Annotated in this window: 20 protein-coding genes; 10 read left to right on the top strand and 10 right to left on the bottom strand. The window is 67.2% G+C overall.

Features of this window, described 5'->3' with window-relative positions:
• The first annotated feature begins 16 nt into the window (after positions 1 to 16).
• The 4 genes from DDE13_RS02370 (at position 17) to DDE13_RS02355 (ending at position 3,836) form a co-directional block, all read left to right on the top strand.
• Positions 17 to 1,144, top strand: coding sequence for an FAD-binding protein (locus DDE13_RS02370; RefSeq protein ID WP_111401161.1), 1,128 nt, complete (start codon positions 17 to 19; stop codon positions 1,142 to 1,144).
• A gap of 10 nt (positions 1,145 to 1,154) precedes the next feature.
• Positions 1,155 to 2,453: a glycolate oxidase subunit GlcF gene (glcF, locus tag DDE13_RS02365; protein ID WP_111401146.1), complete on the top strand. Its 1,299-nt coding sequence runs from the start codon at positions 1,155 to 1,157 to the stop codon at positions 2,451 to 2,453.
• Positions 2,454 to 2,552: 99 nt separating this feature from the next.
• Positions 2,553 to 3,251: a trypsin-like serine peptidase gene (locus DDE13_RS02360; RefSeq protein WP_162630830.1), complete on the top strand. Its 699-nt coding sequence runs from the start codon at positions 2,553 to 2,555 to the stop codon at positions 3,249 to 3,251.
• Positions 3,252 to 3,368: 117 nt separating this feature from the next.
• Positions 3,369 to 3,836, top strand: a complete 468-nt coding sequence (locus DDE13_RS02355; RefSeq protein ID WP_111401144.1) for an Hsp20 family protein — start codon at positions 3,369 to 3,371, stop codon at positions 3,834 to 3,836.
• 79 nt (positions 3,837 to 3,915) lie between these two features.
• Here DDE13_RS02355 and DDE13_RS02350 read toward each other — a convergent pair whose 3' ends face one another.
• Entirely contained in the window at positions 3,916 to 6,084 is a 2,169-nt protein-coding gene (locus DDE13_RS02350; protein WP_111401143.1) for an esterase-like activity of phytase family protein, read from the bottom strand.
• Positions 6,085 to 6,191: 107 nt separating this feature from the next.
• On the opposite strand from DDE13_RS02350, the gene DDE13_RS02345 reads away from it, so the two are divergent.
• Complete coding sequence (locus tag DDE13_RS02345) at positions 6,192 to 6,989, top strand: alpha/beta hydrolase (protein ID WP_111401142.1); 798 nt, start codon at positions 6,192 to 6,194, stop codon at positions 6,987 to 6,989.
• 3 nt (positions 6,990 to 6,992) lie between these two features.
• Here DDE13_RS02345 and DDE13_RS02340 read toward each other — a convergent pair whose 3' ends face one another.
• Positions 6,993 to 7,979 (bottom strand): P1 family peptidase, encoded by a 987-nt coding sequence (locus DDE13_RS02340; RefSeq protein WP_111401141.1) that lies wholly within the window; start codon positions 7,977 to 7,979, stop codon positions 6,993 to 6,995.
• 90 nt (positions 7,980 to 8,069) lie between these two features.
• Here DDE13_RS02340 and DDE13_RS02335 point away from each other — a divergent pair, with 90 nt between their 5' ends.
• The 3 genes from DDE13_RS02335 to DDE13_RS02325 are packed head-to-tail and all read left to right on the top strand — an operon-like array spanning position 8,070 to position 9,360.
• On the top strand, positions 8,070 to 8,333 hold the full coding sequence (locus DDE13_RS02335) for a hypothetical protein (RefSeq protein ID WP_111401140.1): 264 nt from the start codon (positions 8,070 to 8,072) through the stop codon (positions 8,331 to 8,333).
• A 9-nt stretch (positions 8,334 to 8,342) separates the two neighbouring features.
• Positions 8,343 to 8,999 (top strand): DUF1523 family protein, encoded by a 657-nt coding sequence (locus DDE13_RS02330; RefSeq protein WP_111401139.1) that lies wholly within the window; start codon positions 8,343 to 8,345, stop codon positions 8,997 to 8,999.
• Between the two features lie 46 nt (positions 9,000 to 9,045).
• A complete protein-coding gene (locus tag DDE13_RS02325; protein ID WP_111401138.1) occupies positions 9,046 to 9,360 on the top strand; it encodes a Dabb family protein in 315 nt (104 codons plus the stop codon).
• A gap of 26 nt (positions 9,361 to 9,386) precedes the next feature.
• On the opposite strand, the gene DDE13_RS02320 is transcribed toward DDE13_RS02325, so the two are convergent.
• The 6 genes from DDE13_RS02320 to DDE13_RS02295 form a co-directional block, all read right to left on the bottom strand.
• Complete coding sequence (locus tag DDE13_RS02320; protein ID WP_111401137.1) at positions 9,387 to 10,565, bottom strand: ABC transporter permease; 1,179 nt, start codon at positions 10,563 to 10,565, stop codon at positions 9,387 to 9,389.
• A 3-nt stretch (positions 10,566 to 10,568) separates the two neighbouring features.
• Complete coding sequence (locus DDE13_RS02315) at positions 10,569 to 12,284, bottom strand: ABC transporter permease (RefSeq protein ID WP_111401136.1); 1,716 nt, start codon at positions 12,282 to 12,284, stop codon at positions 10,569 to 10,571.
• Positions 12,285 to 12,366: 82 nt separating this feature from the next.
• Positions 12,367 to 13,479, bottom strand: coding sequence for an extracellular solute-binding protein (locus DDE13_RS02310; protein ID WP_111401135.1), 1,113 nt, complete (start codon positions 13,477 to 13,479; stop codon positions 12,367 to 12,369).
• A gap of 125 nt (positions 13,480 to 13,604) precedes the next feature.
• Positions 13,605 to 14,705, bottom strand: coding sequence for an ABC transporter ATP-binding protein (locus tag DDE13_RS02305; protein ID WP_111401134.1), 1,101 nt, complete (start codon positions 14,703 to 14,705; stop codon positions 13,605 to 13,607).
• A 207-nt stretch (positions 14,706 to 14,912) separates the two neighbouring features.
• Entirely contained in the window at positions 14,913 to 15,689 is a 777-nt protein-coding gene (ygfZ, locus tag DDE13_RS02300) for a CAF17-like 4Fe-4S cluster assembly/insertion protein YgfZ (RefSeq protein WP_111401133.1), read from the bottom strand.
• A 52-nt stretch (positions 15,690 to 15,741) separates the two neighbouring features.
• A complete protein-coding gene (locus tag DDE13_RS02295; protein ID WP_235868554.1) occupies positions 15,742 to 16,377 on the bottom strand; it encodes a phosphatase domain-containing protein in 636 nt (211 codons plus the stop codon).
• 192 nt (positions 16,378 to 16,569) lie between these two features.
• Here DDE13_RS02295 and DDE13_RS02290 point away from each other — a divergent pair, with 192 nt between their 5' ends.
• The gene (locus DDE13_RS02290; RefSeq protein ID WP_111401160.1) at positions 16,570 to 17,826 is read left to right on the top strand and encodes a pyridoxal-phosphate-dependent aminotransferase family protein; all 1,257 of its coding nucleotides are present in this window, start codon (positions 16,570 to 16,572) and stop codon (positions 17,824 to 17,826) included.
• Between the two features lie 5 nt (positions 17,827 to 17,831).
• On the opposite strand, the gene DDE13_RS02285 is transcribed toward DDE13_RS02290, so the two are convergent.
• Both DDE13_RS02285 and DDE13_RS02280 read right to left on the bottom strand, forming a co-directional pair.
• Positions 17,832 to 18,944 (bottom strand): pyridoxal phosphate-dependent aminotransferase, encoded by a 1,113-nt coding sequence (locus DDE13_RS02285; protein ID WP_111401131.1) that lies wholly within the window; start codon positions 18,942 to 18,944, stop codon positions 17,832 to 17,834.
• Positions 18,945 to 18,992: 48 nt separating this feature from the next.
• Entirely contained in the window at positions 18,993 to 22,187 is a 3,195-nt protein-coding gene (locus DDE13_RS02280) for a valine--tRNA ligase (RefSeq protein ID WP_111401130.1), read from the bottom strand.
• A gap of 78 nt (positions 22,188 to 22,265) precedes the next feature.
• On the opposite strand from DDE13_RS02280, the gene DDE13_RS02275 reads away from it, so the two are divergent.
• Complete coding sequence (locus tag DDE13_RS02275; RefSeq protein WP_235868553.1) at positions 22,266 to 23,357, top strand: DUF2235 domain-containing protein; 1,092 nt, start codon at positions 22,266 to 22,268, stop codon at positions 23,355 to 23,357.
• Positions 23,358 to 23,495: the final 138 nt, after the last annotated feature.

The following is a 23,495-nucleotide window of genomic DNA, read 5'->3' as shown; positions in this document are numbered from 1 at the left end:
GATGGACCAGCCCGCACTGGCCCCCGCGAACGAGGCCGAACTGGCGCAGGCCGTGGCCGCGGCGACCGGGCCGCTGCGGATCGTGGGCGGCGATACGCGCGGCGTGGGCCGCCCGGTCGCGGGGCAGCCGCTGTCCACCGCGCGGCTGTCGGGTATCCGGCTTTACGAGCCGGGCGCGCTGACCCTGGTCGCGGGGGCTGGCACGCCGCTGGCCGAGGTAGAGGCGGCGCTGGCCGCCGAAAGCCAGCGCCTGCCGTTCGAGCCGATGGATCACCGCGCGCTGCTTGGCAGCCACGGACAGCCCACGCTGGGCGGCATGGTTGCCGCCAACGCTTCGGGCCCCGCCCGCATGGTGCGCGGTGCCTGCCGCGACAGCCTGATCGGCGTGCGATTCGTCGATGGGTCCGGGCGCGTGGTGTCCAATGGCGGGCGCGTGATGAAGAACGTTACCGGCTATGACCTCGTAAAGCTGATGGCGGGAAGCTGGGGCACGCTGGGCGTGCTGACCGAGGTGGCCTTCAAGCTGCTGCCCTGTCCGGAAACCGTGGCCGTGCTGCGGCGCGAGGGGCTGGACGATGCGACGGCAATCCGCGCGTTGACCGAAGCGCTTGGCACCCCGTTCGAGGTGACCGGCGCCGCGCATCTACAACGGGGCGAGGGCGGCGCGCCGGTGACGATGATCCGGATCGAAGGCTTCGCGGACTCGGTCGCCTATCGTGCCCGGCAGCTTCAGGCGGCGCTGGCGGAGTTCGGGACGTTCGACCTCGATACCGATCCGGCCCGCGTGGAAGCGGCCTGGGTCCATGTCTGCGACGTGCGGGGCTTTGCCGATGTTCCGGGCGACGTGTGGCACCTATCTACCGTTCCGGGCGATGCGCCAGGGCTGGTGGCGCGGGTGCCGGGCGCACAGGCACAATACGATTGGGGCGGGGGGCGCGTCTGGCTCCTGGTGCCCGACGGCACCGATATCCGCCCGCTTCTTGTGGGCATGTGCGGCCACGCCACCCTGATCCGCGCCAGTGCCGATACGCGCGCCGCGATCCGTTCGTTCCAGCCAGAGGCACCGGGCGTCGCTGCCCTGTCCGACGGCCTGCGCGCCCGGTTCGACCCGCGCGGCATTCTCAATCCCGGCCTGATGGCCTGAGGTCCCCACGATGCAGACGAATTTCACGCCACAACAACTGGCCGATCCCGGCATCGCGCGCGCCAACGAGGTGCTGCGCGCCTGCGTCCATTGCGGGTTCTGCACGGCGACCTGCCCCACCTACCAGGTGCTGGGCGACGAGTTGGACAGCCCGCGCGGGCGCATCTACCTGATCAAGGAGATGCTCGAGAGCGGGCGGCCTGCCGACGAAAAGACCGTCACGCATATCGACCGCTGCCTGTCCTGTCTGGCCTGCATGACGACATGTCCGTCGGGCGTGCATTACATGCATCTCGTGGACGAGGCCCGCGCCTATATCGAGAAGACCTACAAGCGGCCATGGCACGACCGGGCGCTGCGCTGGGTGCTGGCCTTCGTGCTGCCCCATCCCACGCGGTTCCGGCTGGCGCTGCTGGGGGCCAAGATCGCGCGACCCTTCAAGCGGTTGATGCCGGATGCGCGGCTGCGGGCGATGCTGGACATGGCGCCGAAGCAGGTGCCGCCGGTATCGCGCAACGACGATCCGCAGACCTTCGCGGCACAGGGCACGCGCGTGGGCCGCGTGGCTCTGATGACCGGCTGCGCGCAGCGCGCGCTGAACACCGAGATCAACGATGCCACCATCCGCGTGCTGACCCGTGCGGGCATCGAGGTCGTGATCGCCCGCGGCATGGGCTGCTGCGGCGCGCTTGTGCATCACATGGGCCGCGAACACGAGAGCCACGCGGCGGCGAAGAAGAACATCCGCGCCTGGATGGCTGCGCACAAGGCGGACCCGCTGGACGCGATCATCATCAACACCTCGGGCTGCGGCACGACGGTGAAGGACTATGGCCACATGCTGCGCAACGATGCCATGGCGGCGGAAGCGTCAACCGTGTCGGGGCTGGCGAAGGACGTGACGGAATACCTCGCATCGCTGGACCTGCCAGGGCTCGCCGCACCCGAACCGCTGCGCGTGGGCTACCACGCCGCCTGTTCGCTGCAGCACGGGCAAAAGATCAAGGCCGCCCCCAAGGACCTGCTGAAGCGCGCGGGCTTTACCGTTGTCGAACCGAAGGACCCGCATCTGTGCTGCGGCTCGGCGGGCACCTACAACCTGCTACAGCCGGAGATCAGCGGTCAGTTGAAACAACGCAAGGTCGCCACGCTGGAGGCGACGCAGCCGGACCTTATCGCCGCGGGGAATATCGGGTGCATGATGCAGATCGGCAGCGGCACGGCGGTGCCTATCGTGCACACGGTGCAGCTGATCGATTGGGCGACCGGCGGGCCGAAACCGGCCGAGATTGCCGCCCATCGGTCATGACCCCGCGACAGCGGGACTGGGCCGTGCCATAAGCGCGGCATGATCCCTGTTCGTTTCATTGTTGGTGCAGCGTCCCTGGTCTTGCTGATGGTCTGTGCCATGGTGGCCAGCGCGGCCGCGGTGGAACGGCGGATGACCTCGCCCACGGAACAGGCCGCGTGGAACGCCGTCGGGCGGCTCAACGTGACCGGGCACGGATACTGCACCGGCACGCTGATTGCCCCCGATACTGTGCTGACGGCGGCGCATTGTCTTGTGAACCGGCGCACCGGGCGCCTGGTGGATCCGACCGCCGTGCATTTTCTGCCGGGGTATCGTGTTGGCACCTATGCCGCGCACGGCACCGGCATGCGTATCGTCGTCATGCCGGGTTATGACCGGGAACGACAGACGGTGCATCGTGACCTCGCGCTCGTGCAGCTCGACGCGGCGATGCCCGCGGCGATCAACCCGGCGCGGCTCCATGTCGGTGTCCGCACCGACATGCCCTTCACGCTGCTGTCCTATGGGCTGGACAGGTCGCAGATCCTGTCGGCGCAGCGCGATTGCGGGTTCGAGGCCCGCGTGGGTCCACTGATCCGGACGACCTGCGAAGGGCTTCCGGGGGTGTCGGGTGCGCCGCTCTACCAGATGGTGGATGGCGCGCCGGTTCTCGTTGCCGTGGCGTCGTCGATCATCGCGCGGGCCAAGGTGCCCATCCCCAAGGGTCGTGTCCTCGCGGTCGAGGTGTCGCTGGACGCGATCGACCGCCTGCGACGGCAATTGGCGGACCAGCCGACTGAAGCACGATCCCCTTGAAATGCGCCACGGGGTTTCCCACCTCACCGATGCCGGACCGCCAGTCGGGGTCCGGCACGACAAGCGGCTGTCCATGACGGAAGCCGCGACGTGTTATCGCTTTGAGGAGGATGACCCATGCGTAACTTCGATCTTGCCCCGCTCTACCGTGCCACGGTGGGATTCGACCAGATCGCCGACCTGATGGATCGGGTGCTTGCATCCGATGTGCAAGCCCCCAGCTATCCGCCCTACAACATCGAAAAGACCGCTGATGACGCGTGGCGGATCACGATCGCCGTGGCGGGCTTCGGCGCGGACGAGCTGTCCGTTGAAGTGCGGGAAAACGCGCTGATCGTGAGTGGCCGCAAGGCCGAGGACGAGGATGGCAGCCGCGTCTACCTGCATCGCGGGATCGCCACCCGCGCCTTTGACCGGCGGTTCCACCTCGCCGATCATGTGCGCGTGACCGATGCGGCCCATGCCGACGGCCTGCTGCATATCGATCTCGTGCGCGAGGTGCCCGAGGCGCTGAAGCCGCGCCGGATCGAGATTGCCAGCGGCAACGGCAAGGCCATCGACGTTGCCGCCGAACCCGCGGCCTGATCAAAACGGCCCGTGACGGGCAACGCAAAGCCCCCGCCGGTCATCCCGGCGGGGGCGTTTTCTGTTCGGTGGGCGCGGTTCAGCCGTCGATGCGCCCGATGCTGAAGAACATCGTCTCGCCCGAATGGTCGTCCACGCCGTCATTGTCGGTGGACACCCACGCGGTGCCGTCCGACTGGATCGCCAGCCCTTCGACCTTGTCGAGCACGTAACCGCCCGTCGATGTCAGGTCGGGGATCAGGTCGCGCACTTCGGTCTTGGTGACCACGGGCAACGCGCCGCCCAGCGGGGCCGGGGTCATGTCGGACAGGGCCACGCGGTAGATCTTCTTGGTCACCGCCCGGTCGCCAAGCTGGTTGTCCCGCTCGATGATGTAGACATGATCGCCGTGCAGGGTGATTTCCGACAGGCCGACCCAGCCCGTCGCCGGTTCGGTCGTGGGATAGTGCACCGCGCCCCATTCCTCGGTTTCGAGGTTGTAGGCCAGCAGCTTCACGTGGTTCGCCGGGTCGTCGTCGAACGAACGCTGCAGCGCGATCCACAGCGTGTCGCCGACCTTCGCAATGCCTTCGGCGGCCCAGCGGCGTTCCACGGCCATGATCTCCTTCGGGAAGGGGATCGTCGCGGCAATTTCGCCCTCGGCGGTCACGTGGTTGATCGCGTGCAGGATGCCACGATCAAGACGGCCCTCGTTGACGACGTAGAAATTGCCTTCGCCGTCCAGCGTGATGCCTTCCATGTCCATCAGTTGCGCCGGACGTCCGCCGCGCGTCACCGGGATGGCATTGACGATCCGCGCCGGTGTCTGGCTCGGGTCGATGTGGAAGATCGTGGGCTGGAAGCCGTAGAAGCTGTCATTGACCGCCCAGATCGTGCCGTCGCTGTCGGCGACCATGCCGGAATTGGCACCCCAGCCGGTCAGCGTCTCCATCCCTTCGGACGTGAGATGCGGATAGACCGCCGGCGCGTCCTGGTATTCGAAGATCATCACGTGCGAGCGTGCCGCGCCGTCCTCCCCGAGGTCTTCCTCGTTCGCGGTCACCAGCAGGTTGCGCTGCGGGATGGCTACCGCCCCTTCGGGCCCGATGCCCGAGGGCAGAAGCTGCGCCAGCACCGGGTTCGCCGGGTCGCTCAAGTCGTAGACGCCGACGACCGACGACCGCTCTGCAAGCAGGAACACATACGGCGTGTCCCCGAACCTGGCGAATTCCATGCCTTCCGGCTCCACGCCCTTCGCGTCCGAGCGGCGGTCGGGATAGTGGCCGATCTGCACGATGGCATGTTCGAAGGACGCACCACTTTCATGGACGATGGTGCCATCCTTGCGGAACACGGTGAAGCCGCGCGACCCGCCATCCATGTCGCCTTCGTTGGCGGTGACGAAATGGTCGGTGTCGATCCACTGGATGCCATCGGGTTCACGCGGGATGCCCGTGGCGCTTTCGTCGAAAATCAGCGCCGCACGTTCGTCGGTCATGTCGATGTTGTCGAGGTCAACCACACCGGCGGAGAAATGGCTCAGCACCTCGCCCGCGGACGACAGCACCACGATGTGGTTGTTTTCCTGCAGCGTCACGACGATCTCGCCCGCGGGGTTCACGTCCACGAATTCGGGTTCCGGGTCTTCGGGCGCGACCTCGGCCAGACCCGTGACGTCGGCGCGCACCTGCGCGTCGCACTGCATCATGCCGTCTGCATCCAGCGGAATGATCGCCACGTAGCCCGCGGGCATCTGGGGCACGCGGCCATCGCCCGCGTCCTCGTCGCGCTCGTTCTCGATGGCGACCACGACGAAGGAGGCGTCGGGGGCGACGGCGGTGCTGTCGGGCTGGCCGCCCAGATCGCAGCGTCCGGCCTCGGCGCCCGTCGCCATGTCGATATGCAGCAGGTATCCCGACGGATCGGTGAAGCTTTCCGACGTGTTCACGCCCGCGAAAACCGTATTGCCAAGCGCAGACACGGCTGTCGGTTCGCCGTCCAACGCGATGCTGCCCATCGGCTGCGGGTTCGCCGGGTCGGTGATGTCGATCATGCCGATCACGCCCAACGGGCTGTCGGAATAGACCAGCGTCATGCCATCCGCACTGGCCGAGATGATCTCGGACGAGCTGGTGCGGCTGGTATCCGCGCCTTCGGCCATGTTCGCGGCGACCGGGAACGATGCGATGCGATTGAAATTCATCTCCTGCGCGTGGCCGACACCGGCCAGCAATGCGCATGCGGAGGTGAGACAGACGAGACGTGTCATCCGGGACTCCCTGTTGTACAAGCCCTCGGGTGCTGCGCCCGAGGGGTCACAGGCGCATGACAGATTTGTGACGCCAGCATGAAATCGCTGCGTCGAACGGAGGCGCGATGGAACTGGATGCGGCCTATGACAATGCCGGCCATATTGCGGGGGCGGCGGCGTATCCCGACCGCTGGGCAGACGCGGCCACGGAGTGGCGTGCCGTGGAAGCCGCGCTTGGGCGTGCACGGTTGAACCTGCCCTACGGATCCGGTGCGCGGCAGCGATACGACCTGTTCTACCCGGCGGGACGGCCGACGGGGCTGGCCGTCTTCGTTCATGGCGGCTATTGGCGCCGGTTCGGGCGCGAGGACTGGTCCCATTTCGCCGCCGGGTGCACGTCTGCGGGCTGGGCCTGTGCGGTGCCGTCCTACACGCTGGCGCCCGCGGCGCGGGTCGCGGCGATCACGACCGAAATCGCGGCGGCGGTGACGGCGGCGGCGGGACACGTCGCGGGCCCGATATCGCTGGCGGGCCATTCGGCGGGCGGGCATCTGGTGGCACGCATGGCGATGGCGGATGGGCCGCTGCCGGGCGATGTCGCGGCGCGTGTGCAGCGCGTGGTGCCGATTTCGCCGCTGTCCGACCTGCGCCCGCTGTTGCGGACCTCGATGAACACCGACCTGCGGCTTGACGCGGAAGAAGCCGCTGCGGAAAGCCCGGCGCTGGGGAAGAAGTGCGACAGCGTTGCCGTGGCGGTTTGGGTCGGTGCGAATGAACGACCGGCGTTTCTGGACCAGGCGCGTTGGCTGGGCGCGGCGTGGGGCGCGCCGGTGCGGCAGGCGGCGGGGCGCCACCATTTCGACGTGATCGATGCGCTGCGCGACCCGACCAGTGCCATGATTGCTGACCTGCTGGGGGCCTAGGCGTCAGCCATACAGCGCATGCCAGCAAGGTTTGGGATCGCCGGGCGCGGGACTGGCGTGGAACACCGCGCGGGCGATAGCGCGCGACAGGCACAGGGCGGCGGCGTGGCCCAGCTGGAACGGCGTCTCCAGCGGGTCGGGCAGGGGCTGCGCGCCGGTCGCTGCAGCGAACACGAGATCCCCGTCCAGCAAGCTATGGCTCGGCACCAGCGCACGGGCCAGCCCGTCATGGGCGGCGACGGCCAGCCGCGTGGCCTGCGCCTGCGTCAGCGCCGCATCGGTGGCAACGATGGCGATGGTCGTCGCCTGTCCCGGTCCGGCGGACAGGCGCGGCACGTCGGGCGCGGGCGGCGCGGGGCAGGGGCCGCGCCCGCCGAACTCGGCGCCGTGCTCGAATGGGGCGGCCCAGAAATGCGGACCTGTCCCCACCGTGGCACTGCCAAGCGCGTTGACCGCCACCAGCGCGCCCAGCGTGATGTCCCCGACCAAGATGGATGCCGACCCGATCCCGCCTTTCAGCGTGCCGGTCATTGCCCCCATGCCCGCGCCTGCGCTGCCCAGCGTGACCTCCGCCCCGGCGGCATCCAGCGCCGCCCGCCCCAGTGCGGCATAGGGATTGGCGTCCCACGACTTGTCGCCGCCATTGAGCAGGTCGAACAGGATCGCCCCCGGCACGATCGGCACGCGCTGATCGCCCACCGCGAAGCCGCGGCCCGCGGCGCGCAGACCCGCGCGCACCCCGTCGGCAGCGGCAAGCCCGTAAGCCGACCCGCCCGCCAGCACCAGTGCATCGGCCTGCTGCACCAGCCTGTCCGGAGCCAGAAGGTCGGTTTCGGTGGTGCCCGGCGCCCCGCCCATGACATGCACGGCGGCGGTGAAAGGCGCATCGCCCACCAGCACCGTGACGCCGGATTTCAGGTGCGCATCCTGCGCCTGTCCGACCGCCACGCCGGGAACGTCGGTGATGAGGTTGCGGGGGCCGGGGCGCATGGAGCGAGCCTGCTGCGTCCACCGCGGTGCGTCAAGCAGGGCTTTGTCCCGCGCCCCGCAGCCCCTAGATGTGGGTGAAAGGAGACCCCGATGGCCTTCGTGCGCCTCATACTTCTGCTGCTGATCCCGCTCGCGGTGATCTACGCCAGTCTGCTGGCGTGGCTCTGCGCGCGCCGCCGCGATCGGCTGGAAGAGGATTTCAACCCGGCGGCATCCCCGACGGAGCGACGGGCATTTGTGCAGGCCGGCGTTCGCGCCTATGCTGCGCGCATACGCGGGCGTCTGGCCGCGGTCGTTTTCGGGATACCGATCTTCGGCCTCATCGGATACGTGCTTGTCACGAACGGGATATAGAGGGCGCTCATGGCCTATGTGAAATGGACTTTCATCGCGCTTGTGGCCCTGCTGGCGGCGGGCTTCCTGCATTACACCCTGCCCCGGCACAACGTCATGCGCATCGTCGAGACCGAGGTGCGCCGCGTGGAAGTACCTGCGGGATCGCTGTTCTGGGGCGGGTCCGAACCGGGCGACAGCACCGGCAACCGGGACGTGAAGTTCATCAGCGGCGTGACCGAGAGCGGCACCGCCATCGTGTTCCGCAACGAGGACACGGGCTGGGGGTGGCCGCCGTATTACAAGTTCGATTCCGCCGATCTTCAGGCGCGGGCCGCCGACAGCGTGTCGTCGCGCGAGGCGCCGGAATGGATGCTCGTGCGCTACTACGGCTGGCGGAGCAACCTGTTCTCGATCTTTCCCAACGCGCTGGCGATAAGCCCCGCGACAGGACCGGACATGCGGGTGATCCCGTGGTTCAACATCGTGGTCCTGTCGGCGCTTGCGGCACTGGTGATATTCGTTCGCATGGCGCTGAAGCGCTTCTGGCGCAACCGGGTCGATCCGGTCGTCGCGCGTGTTGCGGAAGGGTTCGACAATGCGGACGATGCCGCCGATGCCGCGCATGCAAGGTTCCGTGGGACACGGCAGAAGTTCCGCGAATGGTGGACGGAAACGTTCGGGTGACGTGCACCCGCCCATTGCGCCCGTTCCGCCACCGAAAGGGCGCGGCATGATTCGCCATATCGTGCTGGTCAAGTTCAAGCCCCAGACGGCGGAATCCGAGATCACGGCGATCCTTGATGGCTTGGCTGCGCTGGTTTCAGCCCTGCCGGGCGCGCGCGGCTTCAGCGGGGGGCGTTCCGAAAGTCCCGAAGGCATGGAACGCGGTTACACGCACGGCTTCGTCATCGATTTCGACGGCTGGGCGGATCTCGAGACCTATGCGACCGATGCAACACATCGCGCGCTTGGCGCCCGGCTCGCCGAGAATGCGGTGGACGGACGCAACGGCATTCTCGTGATGGATATCGACATCGCAGGATGAGTGACGCGCCCTCGGGGCGCGCGGCGTCAGCCCGGTGACATGCCCCGCAGTTTCTCGGACCGCCGCCGCAGCAGTTCCAGCGTCGTCAGCAGCGCGATGGACAGGCACACGAGAATCGTCGCAACCGCAAGGATCGTCGGGCTGATCTGTTCGCGCAGGCCGATGAACATCTGCCACGGCAGGGTCTTCTGGCTGGCGGAGCCCACGAACAGCACCACCACAACCTCGTCGAAGGACGTGATGAACGCGAAAAGCCCGCCCGAGATCACGCCGGGCAGGATCAGCGGCATCTGCACCCGGAAGAATGTCGTCACCGGGTTCGCCCCCATGTTCGCCGCCGCGCGGGTCAGGGACCGGTCGAATCCCACGAGCGTCGCCGTGACGGTGATGATGACGAAGGGGATGCCCAACGCGGCATGGGCCAGCACGACCCCGACATAGGTCCCCTGTAAACCGATGCGGCTGTAGAAAAAATACATCCCCGCCGCCGAGATGATGAGCGGCACGATCATCGGCGAGATCAGGATCGCCATGATCGCCTGCCGGAAGGGCACGTGTTCCGAACTCAGGCCGATGGCGGCGAGCGTGCCGAAGGATACCGCCAGCAGCGTCGCCACCGGCGCGATGGTCAGCGAGTTGCGCAAGGCCGCCTGCCAATCGCTGTTGCCGAAGAAATCCTCGTAATGCTTCAGCGAATAGCCCGCGGGGTCGAGCGACAGCATGGCGGGCGTGAAGGTGAAGAAGTTCTCGGCATTGAAGCTGAGCGGCATGACCACCACGATGGGCGCGATCAGGAAGAAGAAGATCAGCCCGCAGATCACGCGGAAGGCGTAATGCCACAGCACCTCGCCCGGTGTCAGATAGGGCGGCAGGCCCGCCCGGTACCGTCCATCCGCGATCCACAGCGGGAACCAGCCGAAGAAGGCGCCGAACGCGGCCCCGACGATCAGCCCCATCGTGCCGCCGACCAGCAGCCCGACCAGGGCGGAGGACGCGGCTATGCCCCAGCGCATCGTGCGGCGCGGCAGCGGTGCCTGCATCAGCCCCCAGGCCAGCGCGGCCCCGAGGGCCGCACCCAGCAAGATACCCAGCAGCCCCGACCCCTGCGCCGTGCCGACGAACAGCCCCGCGAAAGCGGCTGCGGCGGCGGTGACCGGCCCGGTGAAGGAAAAGGGCTGCGGTTTGAGTTGGATCAGCGTCGCCATGGTTCAGCCCCCGAGCTTCACGTTGTCGATGCCCACGATGCGATCGTAAGCCCAGTAGAGAATCAGCACTGCCCCCAGCAGGATCGACCCGAGCGCCGCCGCCAGACCCCAGTTGAGCGAGCTGGAGATGTGATAGGCGATCCGGTTGGAAATGAACGTCCCCGAGGTGCCGCCGACGATCTCCGGCGTGATGTAGTAGCCGATGGCGAGAATGAACACGAGGATCGAGCCAGCGCCGATCCCCGGCACCGATTGCGGGAAATAGACCCGCCAGAAGGCAGTGAAGGGCGTGGCCCCCAGCGACTTCGCGGCACGCAGGTAGCTGGGCGGGATCGTCTGCATCACGGAATAGAGCGGCAGGATCATGAACGGCAGCAGGATATGGGTCATCGCCACGATGGTGCCGAACTGGTTGTTGATCATGATGAGCCGGCTTTCGTCGCCCACGACCCCGAGCCATACGAGAATGTCGTTGATGACGCCCTGCTGTTGCAGCATCACCTTCCACGCGCTGGTACGCACCAGAAGCGATGTCCAGAACGGCAACAGCACGAGGATCATCAGCAGGTTGGCGGTCCGCATGGGCAGGTTCGCCAGAAGCCACGCGATGGGATAACCGAGCAGGATGCAGCTTCCCGTGATCATGAGCGACATGAACATCGTGCGCTTGAACAGGATGCCGTAGATCCGTTCGTCTTCGGGCTGCATGCTGACGCCTTCGGCGTTCAACTGCATGTCCACGGCATTCAGGAAATAGCCCGAGGTGTAGCTGGGCGAGTAGACCTTGATCGTGGCCCAGATGTCCGGATTGCCCCAGCCGGCGTCCACCTCGATGAAACGGTCGCGGATGGAGACGGGCTGGAATTGATCGAGCATCCGCTTCGTTTCGAGAAGCAAGTCGGATTGTGGCCCGTCATAGGCTCCCAGGTCCGCTTCCGACACGTTGAGAAGGTCTTGGTAAAGGCGCAGGTAGAACAGGCTCCAGGGCTCTTCGTCGCCGACAACGGCGCTATTCTCCACGCGAACGTATTCGGCCCAGTCACGGAAGATCGCAGCGGCGCTTGGCAGCAGCTCGCCGATACCGGGATTGAGCCGGATGGGTTGGTCATAAGTCGCGCCGCCGCCGAAGGGACCGACGGGGTTCTCCTCGCGCCAGGCGCGGGCTGCCGCGAAATAGTCGGGGTCCGTCATCAGCGCAGCGAGCGTGCCGGGTTCGACCCAGCGCGGGTCCAAAGCTTCGAAGTTGTCCAGATAGGGCGCGGCGACATCGTCGATGTTGCGTCCGGTCTGCCGGAAGATCGACGACATGCCCGACTGTTCATAGTTCAGGCGGCTGCCCAGACGGGTATGTGTGTTGGCCGCCACGGCCAGCGTCAGGTCCGTCAGAAGCGCGCGATAGGTGTCCTCGGACGGCAGGTCGCCGCTGTCGGACTCCCACCCCTGCAATTCAGCGGTCGTGCGGGGCAGGGTCTGCGACACGATCTGGTTTTCGACCGACCGGAACAGCATGTCGGCGATGGGGGCCACGAACGTTACGAGGATGAATACCAAGAGCGGCGCAACCAGCATCAGTGCCCGCAGTTTCTGTGCCCTGAGCGCCCGCCGCAGACTGGCCTTCAGTGGTGTTCCGTCCGAGGCAAGAACCGGGCCGGTATCGGCCGCTTCGGCCCGCCGGTCGGCCCGTGTCGTCCCGGTGTTCGTGTCGATTGCGTCGGCCATGCTGTCCCCGCCTGTTCAGTCGCAGCGTCCTGCCGGACGCAAGGCAGGAAAGGGGCCTAATGGCCCCTTTCCGGTCGTGTCGTTACTGCACCAGCCAGGACTGGAACTTCGCGTCGATGTCGTCGCGATAATCCGCCCAGAACGTGTAGTTGTAGAGCAGCGTGTTCTCCGAGTTCGCCGGATCGGTCGGCATGTGCGGCCCCATGGCGATGCCCAGTTCCGCATGCTCGCCCACCAGCGGTGCCGAGGATGCCCGTGCCGGACCGTAGGAGATGTACGCCGCCTGGTCCGCAAGGCGCTGTGTGTCAGTGGCGAAGCGCACGAAATCGACCACGCGGTTCAACGCTGCCGGTTCCAGCCCCGCGGGGATGATCCAACCGTCAAGGTCGAACACCTGCATGTCCCACAGCATCTCGAAGGGCTGGTCCTGTTCCTCGATCGCCGAGAACCAGCGTCCGTTATAGGACGAGCCCATCACGATCTCACCATCGGCCAGAAGCTGCGGCGGCTCGGCGGCGGCCGACCACCACACGACTTCGTCCTTGATCGTGTCCAGCTTGGCGAGCGCACGGTCCTGCCCTTCGGGCGTGCCGAGCACGTCGTAGATTTCGTCCTTGGCCACGCCATCGCAATAGAGCGCCCATTCCATGTTGTTGATCGGGCGGCGTTCCAGCGTGCGCTTGCCGGGATAGGTTTCCAGGTCGAACATCGCGCAGATGGAGGTCGGCGCGGGCGCGCCTTCGGGCAGCAGATCCGGGCGATAGGCCGCGGTCGTCGAATAGACGATCTGCGGAATGAAGCAGTCGGACACGATCAGGTCGCCGAAATCCTCGGACGCGGGCGTGCCGTCATCGCCGGGCACCAGCAACTGATCCGGGTTGTATTCGAGCGCGAGCCCTTCGTCGCACAGACGAATGGCATCGGAGGCCACGACGTCCACGAGATCCCAGGTGATGTTGCCAGCCTCGTTCATGGCGCGCAGCTTGGCCACGGCCTCGTTCGAGGATTCGTCCCAGGTCACGCTCACATCCGGATTCATCTCCAGATAGGGCTTCACATAGGCTTCGTTCTGGCTGTTCTGATAAGCCCCGCCCCATGACACGATGGTCATGTCGGTGCTCATCTCCTGCGCGAGCGCTGGCGTCATCGCCAGGGCCATCGCCGTGCCAGTCATCAGGAAGGATGCGGCTTTCATTTGGTTTTCCCCTGTCTTTTCCCGTGATTTTAAGTGCGACGGGTGGGGCCACGGGTCTTGCCCGGCCCGCCGGTATCCGCGTGCGCCCATGGTGTCGGGCGGCATCGCGCAGTCCGCGCAGACGATCAGGCGTCGAGCGCGCGGCAATCTTCGGGCAGCCAGCCGATTTCGATCTGGGTGCCCGGTTTCAGCCGTGGCTGGTCGGGCGCGTTGCGGGTCTTCACGATGAAGTCGTCGCGGCCCGCCACCCTCAGCCGTGTCCTGAAGATATCGCCCATGTAGATGAATTCCAGTACTTCGGCCTTGAGCGTGTGCGCATCGGGGCTGAGCCGTTCGCGATTCGTCTCGACCCGCTCGGGGCGGATCGACACCAGCGTGCGCTCGCCGACCTCCGACACGTTGACCGGCTTGCAGTCGATGATCTCGCCGCCGTCCAGTTCCACGGTGGCAAGCCCGTTGCGGATTTCCTTGACCGTTCCGGCCAGCGTGTTGTTCTCGCCGATGAACTGCGCGACGAAGCTGTTCTGAGGGCTTTCATACAGCTCGTCGGGTGCTGCGAGTTGCTGGATGCGCCCGTCATCGAACACCGCCACCCGGTCCGACATGGTCAGCGCTTCGGTCTGGTCGTGAGTCACGTAGACCACGGTGATGCCGAGGTCATGGGCCAGCCGCGTGATTTCGAACTGCAATGTTTCGCGCAACTGCTTGTCGAGCGCGCCGAGCGGTTCGTCCATCAGCACAAGTTCGGGTTCGAACACCAGCGCGCGGGCCAGCGCGATGCGCTGCTGCTGTCCGCCCGACAATTGCGCGGGGCGGCGACCGCCGAAATCGCCCATCTGCACCATGTCGAGCGCGCGCTTGATCTTCGCTTCGCGGTCGGACTTGCCCATCTTGCGCACTTCCAGCGGAAAGGACAGGTTTTCGGCCACGGTCATGTGCGGGAACAGCGCGTAGTTCTGGAATACCATCCCGATGCCGCGCTTGTGCGGCGGAATGTTGTTGATGGGCTGCCCGTCCAGCCGTATCTCGCCCGTGGTGGCGGTTTCGAATCCGGCCAGCATCATCAGGCAAGTCGTCTTTCCCGAACCCGACGGCCCGAGCATCGTGAGAAACTCGCCCTTCGGCATCGACAGGTTCAGGTCCTTCACGACGAGGCTTTCACCGTCGTAGCTTTTCTGCACGCGTTCGAATTCGACGAACGCGGCGTTGCTCTGGTCCTGCGGCACGCAAGGCTCCCTGTGTGTCTATTTTGTTACACACATGAAAACCCGTGCGTGGCAAAATCGCAACCGCTTAGCGGCATAATTCGCCAAAATGCGACATCCGCGCCAAAAATACGCCGTCGCCACGGAAAATCCGTGCACGCGGCGCGGTGTTTGCGCACGAAACGAAACGCCGATGCATGCGAATCGCGACGCGGGTCCATTGTGTTTTCAGCCTTGGGTTGCAGGCTCCGCCAGCCGCAGCGTGGCCGATCCGGCGGACATCGGGCCAGCGGCGCGGTCGAACCGCAAATGCGCCAGCCCGAAGCCACCGGCCTGCGTAAAGAGCGTGCCGATGGTGCGTCCGGCGTCGTCCGCCACCGGCGTGCCCACGGGCGCGCCGCCCGTCACCGCGACCCGCACCAGGCCCTTGCGCAGTTCGGTCTTGTGGCGCATCCGCGCCGTGACCTCCTGACCGACATAGCATCCCTTGCGGAAATCGACGCCGTGGAGCCGGTCGAACCCGGCCTCGAGGATGAAGGTCCGGTCGGGGACAAGTTCCACGCCGGTTTCGGGCACCACGTGGTCCACCCGCAGCGCGTTCCATTCGGCCGGATCGATCCCGCCCGCTGGTCCGTCGCCATAGGCCCGCCAGCCAAGCGCGGGATGACGCGGATCGGCCACGGCCCCGGCGGGCATCTCTCCCAGACCCTGGGTCACCGTCAGACCCGCATCCGCGATCCGCACGTCAGCGCGCAGCTTGTACATCGACAGCCGCTTCGCCAGTCCGGCGGCCAGCGGTTTGGCCACGTCCAGCAGGATTGCGTCATCCGCATCCACGAGGAAGAAATCCGCCAGGTACTTGCCCTGCGGCGTCAGCATCGCCGTCCAGACCGCACCCGCCGAAAGCCGGTCCACATCGCTGGTCACCAGCCCCTGCAGGAACTTCGCCCGGTCCGCACCGGTGATGCGCAGCACGTGGCGGGGGGGCAGGACGGGATCGGTCATGGGAAGGCTCCTTTCCGGACCGATATAAGCGATTGCCCGCGCGGCGAAAGGGTCAGCCGCGGCGCGCGTCCCAGCTTGCCGTCAGGGCGTCGTGGTCATATCGGGTTGCGAACCAGTGCTCCAGCGACATCGGTTCTTGTGCCATCTCGGCCTCGTAGACGTCGAAGACGTGGTCGAGCACGCCCGTATCGGTCGATGCCAGATGCATGTATTTCCAGTGCAACTGCCGCCGCGCCTCGGCCACCGGGCGGCCTTCGATCACCGCCAGATAGATCGCCGCGGCAAAGCCCGCGCGGTCCGCACCGGACTTGCAATGGAGCACGAAGGGGCGTTCCACACTGCGCATCAGCGCGATCAGTTCGAGGATGTTGTCCCGCGGGACCAGCTTGCGCGCGCTCAGCGTGATGTTGTGCAGGGTCAGCCCGAGCTTCGCACAGGCCTCCTGCTCGAACAGGAAGGGGCTTTGCTGTACCGCACCGCGCAGGTTGATGACGCTGCGGATCCCCATGCGCTGGTAACGCTTCAGCCGCCGGGGGGAGGGCTGGTTCGACCGCCAGACGCCGGGTGCGATCTCGAACAGGTTCCACCACACGATCCGCAGGAAAGCATGGTCCAGAAGCTGGAAATGCCACCACGCCCGGCGCCGCGCGCGCGGCGTGGCGATGCTCCGGCCGTAGCGGTCGCGCAAGGCGTGTTCTATCGTTCGGAATCGGGACTTGAGCGACAAGACAGCGGCACCGGGCAGCGGGTTTCAGGTCCGCAGCATGTAGCCGCGTCGGCACCCTTACGCAATCGCGCCCGCGCCCGCGCTGCCACGTTGACCGCGCGCCGTTGCTGATCTAACTCGGCTCGGTTGTCGCCTCTTGCATGGATGCTGCCGATGTCGCTGTCCCAGGGTCGCCCCTATCTCGCCATTCCCGGCCCGTCGGTGATGCCCGATCGTGTGTTGCAGGCCATGCACCGCGCCGCACCCAACATCTACGAGGGCGCATTGCCCGACATGGTGGCTTCGCTGATCCCGGATCTGAAGGCCGTGGCGCGGACCGCGGGCGATGTCGCCATCTACATCGCCAACGGCCACGGTGTGTGGGAGGCCGCGCTGGCCAACACCCTGTCCCGAGGCGACAAGGTGCTGGTGCTGTCCACCGGCCATTTCGCGCTTGGCTGGGCCGCCGTCGCGCGGCAGCTTGGCGCGGATTTGGAGGTGATGGAGTTCGGCCACCGCGCGCCCGTGGACCCGGCGCAGGTTGCGGACCGTTTGCGCGCCGATGCGCGCCACGAAATCCGCGCGGTGCTGTGCGTCCAGGTGGACACGGCCACGAGCGTGCGCAACGATGTAGCTGCCCTGCGCGCAGCGCTCGATGCAGCGGGGCATCCGGCGCTCTTCATGGTCGATTGCATCGCCTGCCTTGCCTGCGACGAGTTCCGGATGGACGACTGGGGCGTGGACGTGATGGTCGCCGCCAGCCAGAAGGGGCTGATGACGCCGCCGGGGCTCGGGTTCGTGTTCTTCGGGCCGAAGGCTGCGGCGGCGCGGGTGTGCGCGGATTGCGTCACCGCCTATTGGGACTGGACCGCGCGGGCCGACCCGGCGGTGTTCTACCAGTATTTCTACGGCACCGCGCCGACCCACCACCTGTTCGCGCTGCGCGAGGCGCTGACCATGCTGGTGCATGAAGAGGGGATCGATGCGGCAATTGCCCGCCACGCGGTGCTGGCCCGCGCAGTCTGGGCGGCCTTCGCGGCATGGGAGGCACCGGGCGGCGTGTCGTTGAACATCGCCGATCCGGCGTGCCGGTCGCACGCGGTCACGGCGCTGCGTTGCACCGCGCCCGATGGCACGCGCCTGCGCGACTGGATGGCCGACGAGGCCGGGGTGACGCTCGGGATCGGGCTGGGCATGGCCCCGCTCGGCAGTCCCGACTGGCACGGGTTCTTCCGCATCGCCCATATGGGCCATCTGAATCCGCACATGGTGCTGGGCGCGTTGGCGTCGGTGCAGGCGGGGATGGCGGCGTTGGGGATACCGCATCGCAGTGGCGGGCTGGACGCCGCGACCGCCGTGATCGCGGATGCCACCCGGCCGGATCAGTCCCGGCCCGAGGCTGCCGAAACCGGCGCGCGCTGCGCCGGCTGATAAGATCAGCCCCCGTCGATCTCGCGCAAAGTCTCGCCGAGCGCCGCGTCGAACAGGGCATGGTCCTCGGGCAGGCCGCAACTGACGCGGATGCAGCGGTCGAGCGGGGCGACGCCGGGCATCCGCACGAACACGCCGCGCCCCTGTAGCCCGGCCAGCACGGCGCGCGCCCGGTCACCGTCGCCGCCACAGTCGATGGCGACGAAATTGGTGGCCGAGGGCAGGGTGCGCAGGCCGTGGGCGGTAGCGATCTCCGACAACTCCGCCCGCGCGGCGGCGACGCGGGTCTTGACATGGTGCAGCCATTCGACGTCGCGCAGGGATGCAAGACCGGCGGCCTGGGCGATCCGCGTCACGCCGAAATGGTCCCGGATGCGGTCGAACATGGCGATGGTGGACGGCGCGCCGATGGCATAGGCAAGCCGAAGCCCAGCCAGCCCATGCGCCTTGGAAAAGGTGCGAAAGCGGATCACCCGCGGGTCTGACGTGTCGAACAATGGTTCCGCGCCTGCGGGGGCGAGTTCGATATACGCCTCGTCCAGCGCGAGCATGCAGTCGTCGGGCAATGCGGCGATCATCCTGGCGATGGTGGCGGCGCTGTGCCAGCTGCCCATCGGGTTGTCGGGGTTGGCGATATAGACCAGTTTCGCGCGCGTTTCCCGGGCCTTGGCGATCAGCGCGTCGGGGTCTTCGTGGTCACCGGCATACGGCACCTTGTGGAGCGCGCCGCCATTGGCCGCGACGTGATAGGTAAAGGTCGGATAGGCCCCGTCGGAGGTCACGACCGGGTCGCCCGGCTCCACCAGAAGCCGCACCAGAAGGCCCAGAAGCCCGTCGATGCCGCTGCCCATGACGATGGCCTCGGCGTCGATATTGTGCAGTTTCGCAAGGGCTTGCCGCAGGTCGTAACTTTCGGCGTCGCCATACATCCACGCATCAGGGGCGGCCTGCACCATCGCCTCGACCGCGCGGGGGGAGGGGCCGAAGCGGGATTCGTTGGCCCCCAGCCGCGCGGCGAAGGGGCGGCCCATGCGGCGTTCGAGCGTGTCGGAGCCGACGAAAGGGACGGTCGCGGGCAGGGCCGCCACCGTCCGCGTGAAGCGGGGCGCGCGTGTCATGCCCCTTGCCTGCCACGGAAAAGCCGTTTCAGGCAAGGGGTTTGCGCGTCACGCAAGGCGAGCCAGCCGGTCATGGGCGGCGCGCAGCTTGGCGTCCTCGTCTTCCTTCTGGGCCAGCAGTTCGCGGGTCTCATGGATCACGTCCTCCGGGGCGCTTTCGACGAATTTGGGATTGTTCAGCCGCCCGCGCAGGCCGCCCATGTCCTTGGCCAGTTTGCCCAATGTCTTGTCGAGCCGGGCGAGTTCCTCGGCCACGTCGATCACGTCCGAAAGGGGCAGCGCGAAGGTGCCGCCATCGACCGGGATCGTCACGGCACCCTTCGGCAAGTCACTGACAATACTGCGTTCCGTGACACGGGCGAGGCGCAGGATCAGGGATTCGTTGCGGGTCCAGGCGGCGTCCCCGGCGGCGTCGAGATCGAGCTGCAGGAGCGGCAGTTTCGCCCCGGCGGGGACGTGCATCTGGGCGCGGAGGGAGCGGATGGATTCGATCAGGCCGATCACCCAGCCCATCTCGCGATCCGCTTTTTCGTTCGCGATATCAGCGGGTTGCAGGTCCGGCCAGTCCTCGTGGCACAGAAGGTTCGCGCGGTCGCCGGTGAGGGACCACAATTCCTCGGTGATGAAGGGCATGAACGGGTGCAACAGGACCATGCAGCGTTCGAGAACGAAGCGCATGGTGCGGCGGGTTTCCGCAACGATGTCAGCATCTTCCGAGGCGAGAAGCGGCTTGGCGAATTCGACATACCAGTCGCAGACCCGGCCCCAGACGAAGCCGTAAAGCGCGCCCGCCGCGTCGTTGAAGCGGAAGGCGTCGAGGGCGGTATCGACCTCGGCCCGTGTCCGGGCAAGCTCGCCCAATATCCAGCGGTTGGCCGTCTGGGCGGTGTCGGACTCGCGTATGACTCCCGTATGACTTTCATATGACTCGACGTCAGCGCCGAACACGCCGTTCATTTCCGCGAAGCGCACGGCATTCCACAGCTTGGTGCCGAAATTGCGGTAGCCCGCGATGCGGTCTTTCGACAGCTTCAGGTCGCGCCCCATGGCGGCCATGGCGGCGAGGGTGAAGCGGACGGCGTCGGCGCCGTATTCATCGATCAGGTCCAGCGGGTCGAGCACGTTGCCGAGCGACTTGGACATCTTCTTGCCCTTCTCGTCGCGCACGAGCGCGTGGACATAGACGGTGTCGAAGGGGCGTTGGCCGACGATCGCGTATTGCATCATCATCATTCGGGCGACCCAGAAGAAGATGATGTCGAAGCCGGTGACGAGCACGGAGGTGGGGAAGTAGCGTTTGAGTTCGTCGGTATCCTCGGGCCAGCCCAGCGTGCCGATGGGCCAGAGGCCGGAGGAGAACCACGTGTCGAGGACGTCGGGGTCGCGCCAGACCGGGTAAACCAGCCGTGTCGGGTCCTGGTTCAGATTGTAGTCCGCGATGGACGCCGCGAGCCGTTCGATGGCGGTTTCCCGGTCCGCGACCTCGATCACGCGCGCGGCGTGCAGGGGCGCGGGCAGGGCGGCGAGGTCGGCGTGGAACTTCGAAGCGACCCCGTCGAGACCTTCCGCGCAATGGTGGGTCGGGTCGGCATGGTTGAACGCGCCGCTCGCGAGCAGGCGCATCAGTTCGACCTCGTCCAGCGCGTTGTCGCCTTCGTCGTCGCGGAAGCCCGTGGCCCAGACGTCCAGACCATACCACACCGGGATTTGATGCCCCCACCAGAGTTGGCGGGAGATGCACCACGGCTCGATATTCTCCAGCCAGTGGAAATAGGTCTTGGCATCGCGTTCCGGCAGGATCTGCACCTCGCCCGACCGAACCGCGTCGATGGCGGGGCCGACAATCCGTTCGGCGTCCACGAACCATTGGTCGGTGAGCATGGGTTCGATGACGACCTTGGACCGGTCGCCGAAGGGCTGCATGATCGGTTTCGACTCGACCAGCGGGACGAGGGTGTTGTCCTGTTCCTCGCCGCCCTCTTCCGGCGCGGCCGGGGCCTTGGCCTTTGGCCCGAGCCGGGGGTCGCCCGGCGGGACCATGACGGCCAGCCCTTCGGCGGTGATTTCCGCGACGACCTTGTCGCGGGCGTCAAAACGGTCCAGCCCGCGCAGGTGGTCGGGGACGAGATTGATCGCATCCACCTCTGCCTCGGTCAGGGTGCGCTGGCCTTGCGCCACCTCCATGGCGATGGCGGCGGCCTCGGCATAGGGCGCGCCGTCGTCGCGCATCCGGCCCGCGGTGTCCATCAGCCGGTAGCAGGGGATGCCGCCGCGCTTGGCCACCGCGTAGTCGTTGAAGTCATGCGCGCCGGTGATCTTGACGGCCCCCGAGCCGAAATCGGGGTCGGGGTAGTCGTCGGTGATGATCGGGATGAGGCGGCGATGTTCCTTCGGCCCCACGGGGATCTCGCACAGCTTGCCCACGATGGGGGCGTAGCGCGCGTCGCCGGGATGGACCGCGACGGCCCCGTCGCCCAGCATGGTTTCGGGGCGCGTGGTGGCGATGGAGATATAGTCGCGGGTTTCGCGCAGGGTGACGTTCCCGTCCTCGTCCTTTTCGATGTAGTCATAGGTTTCGCCACCGGCGAGCGGGTAGCGGAAGTGCCACATGTGGCCGGGCACCTCGGTATTCTCGACTTCCAGATCGCTGATCGCGGTCTCGAAGTGGGGATCCCAGTTCACCAGCCGCTTGCCGCGGTAGATCAGGCCCTTGTCGTACATCTCCACGAACACCCGGATCACGGCGTCGTGGAAGTTCTGCCCGCCGGGCGTGCCCTCGGTGTCGCCCGGGGCACCGGCCATGGTGAACGCCTCGCGCGACCAGTCGCAGGAGGCGCCGAGCCGCTTGAGCTGCTGGCGGATATTGCCGCTGGAGCGGGCCTTTTGCTGCCACACGAGATCGAGGAAGGCATCACGGGTGAAATCGGTGCGGCGCTTGCCCTGCTTGGCGAGATCCCGTTCGACGACCATTTGCGTGGCGATCCCTGCGTGGTCCGTGCCCGGCTGCCAGAGCGTGTCGTGCCCGCGCATCCGGTGCCAGCGGGTCAGGATGTCCTGAAGCGTGTTGTTGAACGCGTGGCCCATGTGCAGCGCGCCGGTGACGTTGGGCGGCGGGATCACGATGGAGAAGGTGTCGGCCCCCGGCTTGGCGTTCGCGCCCGCCGCGAAGGCGTTCGCGGTGTCCCAGCGGGCTGCGATGCGGGCTTCGGCCTCGGCCGGGGTAAAGGTCTTGTCCATCGCCATGGTGTATGGGTCCGTCCTGATCCAAGCGGTTTGCGGTGGCATAGCGAATGCGCGGGGCGAGGCCAAGTGCGCGGGGGCGTGATCGCGCGCGTCCCGCGCGACGGCGTGATCGCGCGTGTGGGGCGGTTCGTGGCAGGATGGGGGCGGAGGGATGCGATGCGCGATCTGGTGGTGATCCTTGACGGCACGCTCGGGCGGCTCGACATGCGCGGGCTGACCCATGCGGGGCGGATCGCGCGGTTGCTGGCGAGGACGGATGCGGAGGTGTTCTATGAAGAAGGCGGCCAGTGGCAGGGCTGGCGCGACCTTGGCCCGGTGCTGACGGGGCGGGGGATCAACGGGCGCATCCGGCGGGCTTATGGGTTCCTGGCGGAGCGGTACCGGCCCGGCGACCGGGTGTTTCTGCTGGGCTATTCGCGGGGCGCCTATGCGGTGCGGTCGCTGGCAGGGCTGATCGACCGGATCGGGCTCTTGAAGCCGCGCCGGGCGAGCGGGCCGATGATCGAGCAGTTGTACCGGCTGTATCAGGGTGACCCGGACGGGCCGCGGGCGCGGGCCTTTACGCGGCGCTTCTGCGTGGCGGAGGCGGAGATCACGGCGGTGGGCGTGTTCGATACGGTCAAGGCGCTGGGCGTGCGGCTGCCGGGGCTGGCGGGCTGGACGGAGAAGGCGCACGCGTTTCATTCGCACCAGTTGGGCGACCGGGTGCGGCACGGGTTCCACGCGCTGGCGCTGGACGAGACGCGGGTGGCCTTCGCGCCGGTGCTGTGGGACTGCCCGCCGGGCTGGCGGGGGCATGTGGAACAGGTGTGGTTCCGGGGCAGCCACGGCGATGTGGGCGGGCAGCTTGTGGGCTGGGACGCGGCAAGGCCGCTGGCCAATATCCCGCTGGTCTGGATGCTGGGGCGGCTGGAGGGCTGCGGGATGCCGCTGCCCGCGGGCTGGCGGGCCGGGCTGCCCTGCGATGCGACGGCGCCGGGGCGGGGCAACTGGCGCGGCTGGGGCGCGGCCTTTGCGCTGCGCCGGCGGCGGGTGATCGGTGCGGACATGTCCGAGTTCGTGCACCCGTCGGCGGTGGATCACCCCTGGGCGGCGGGTCTGCCCGTGCTGGGCGGCGGCGTCGCGGGGGGTGGCGGTGCGACGACGGGGGCGGTGCCGGAGGGGGTGTAGGCGCAGACCCTGGCCGGGGCTGTGCGCCATGGGCCGGCGTCGGGCCGCACGCGTTGGGCGGCCCGGGTGGCCGCGCGTTCGGGCCGGACACGAAAACGGCCAGCCTGTTGTGGCTGGCCGTTGTCAGAAGCGTTCGCG

The organism is Meridianimarinicoccus zhengii (assembly GCF_003254465.1).
Lineage (GTDB): Bacteria > Pseudomonadota > Alphaproteobacteria > Rhodobacterales > Rhodobacteraceae > Meridianimarinicoccus > Meridianimarinicoccus zhengii.
This window is presented reverse-complemented; position numbering and strand designations above follow the sequence as displayed.

What these genes read in the sequence shown, in the direction of transcription:
- glcF (WP_111401146.1), top strand. Translation starts at nt 1,155, where the DNA reads ATGCAGACGAATTTCACGCCACAACAACTGGCCGATCCCGGCATCGCG.
- DDE13_RS02360 (WP_162630830.1), top strand. Translation starts at nt 2,553, where the DNA reads ATGGTGGCCAGCGCGGCCGCGGTGGAACGGCGGATGACCTCGCCCACG.
- DDE13_RS02355 (WP_111401144.1), top strand. Translation starts at nt 3,369, where the DNA reads ATGCGTAACTTCGATCTTGCCCCGCTCTACCGTGCCACGGTGGGATTC.
- DDE13_RS02350 (WP_111401143.1), bottom strand. Translation starts at nt 6,084, where the DNA reads ATGACACGTCTCGTCTGTCTCACCTCCGCATGCGCATTGCTGGCCGGT.
- DDE13_RS02345 (WP_111401142.1), top strand. Translation starts at nt 6,192, where the DNA reads ATGGAACTGGATGCGGCCTATGACAATGCCGGCCATATTGCGGGGGCG.
- DDE13_RS02340 (WP_111401141.1), bottom strand. Translation starts at nt 7,979, where the DNA reads ATGCGCCCCGGCCCCCGCAACCTCATCACCGACGTTCCCGGCGTGGCG.
- DDE13_RS02335 (WP_111401140.1), top strand. Translation starts at nt 8,070, where the DNA reads ATGGCCTTCGTGCGCCTCATACTTCTGCTGCTGATCCCGCTCGCGGTG.
- DDE13_RS02330 (WP_111401139.1), top strand. Translation starts at nt 8,343, where the DNA reads ATGGCCTATGTGAAATGGACTTTCATCGCGCTTGTGGCCCTGCTGGCG.
- DDE13_RS02325 (WP_111401138.1), top strand. Translation starts at nt 9,046, where the DNA reads ATGATTCGCCATATCGTGCTGGTCAAGTTCAAGCCCCAGACGGCGGAA.
- DDE13_RS02320 (WP_111401137.1), bottom strand. Translation starts at nt 10,565, where the DNA reads ATGGCGACGCTGATCCAACTCAAACCGCAGCCCTTTTCCTTCACCGGG.
- DDE13_RS02315 (WP_111401136.1), bottom strand. Translation starts at nt 12,284, where the DNA reads ATGGCCGACGCAATCGACACGAACACCGGGACGACACGGGCCGACCGG.
- DDE13_RS02310 (WP_111401135.1), bottom strand. Translation starts at nt 13,479, where the DNA reads ATGAAAGCCGCATCCTTCCTGATGACTGGCACGGCGATGGCCCTGGCG.
- ygfZ (WP_111401133.1), bottom strand. Translation starts at nt 15,689, where the DNA reads ATGACCGATCCCGTCCTGCCCCCCCGCCACGTGCTGCGCATCACCGGT.
- DDE13_RS02290 (WP_111401160.1), top strand. Translation starts at nt 16,570, where the DNA reads ATGTCGCTGTCCCAGGGTCGCCCCTATCTCGCCATTCCCGGCCCGTCG.
- DDE13_RS02285 (WP_111401131.1), bottom strand. Translation starts at nt 18,944, where the DNA reads ATGACACGCGCGCCCCGCTTCACGCGGACGGTGGCGGCCCTGCCCGCG.
- DDE13_RS02280 (WP_111401130.1), bottom strand. Translation starts at nt 22,187, where the DNA reads ATGGCGATGGACAAGACCTTTACCCCGGCCGAGGCCGAAGCCCGCATC.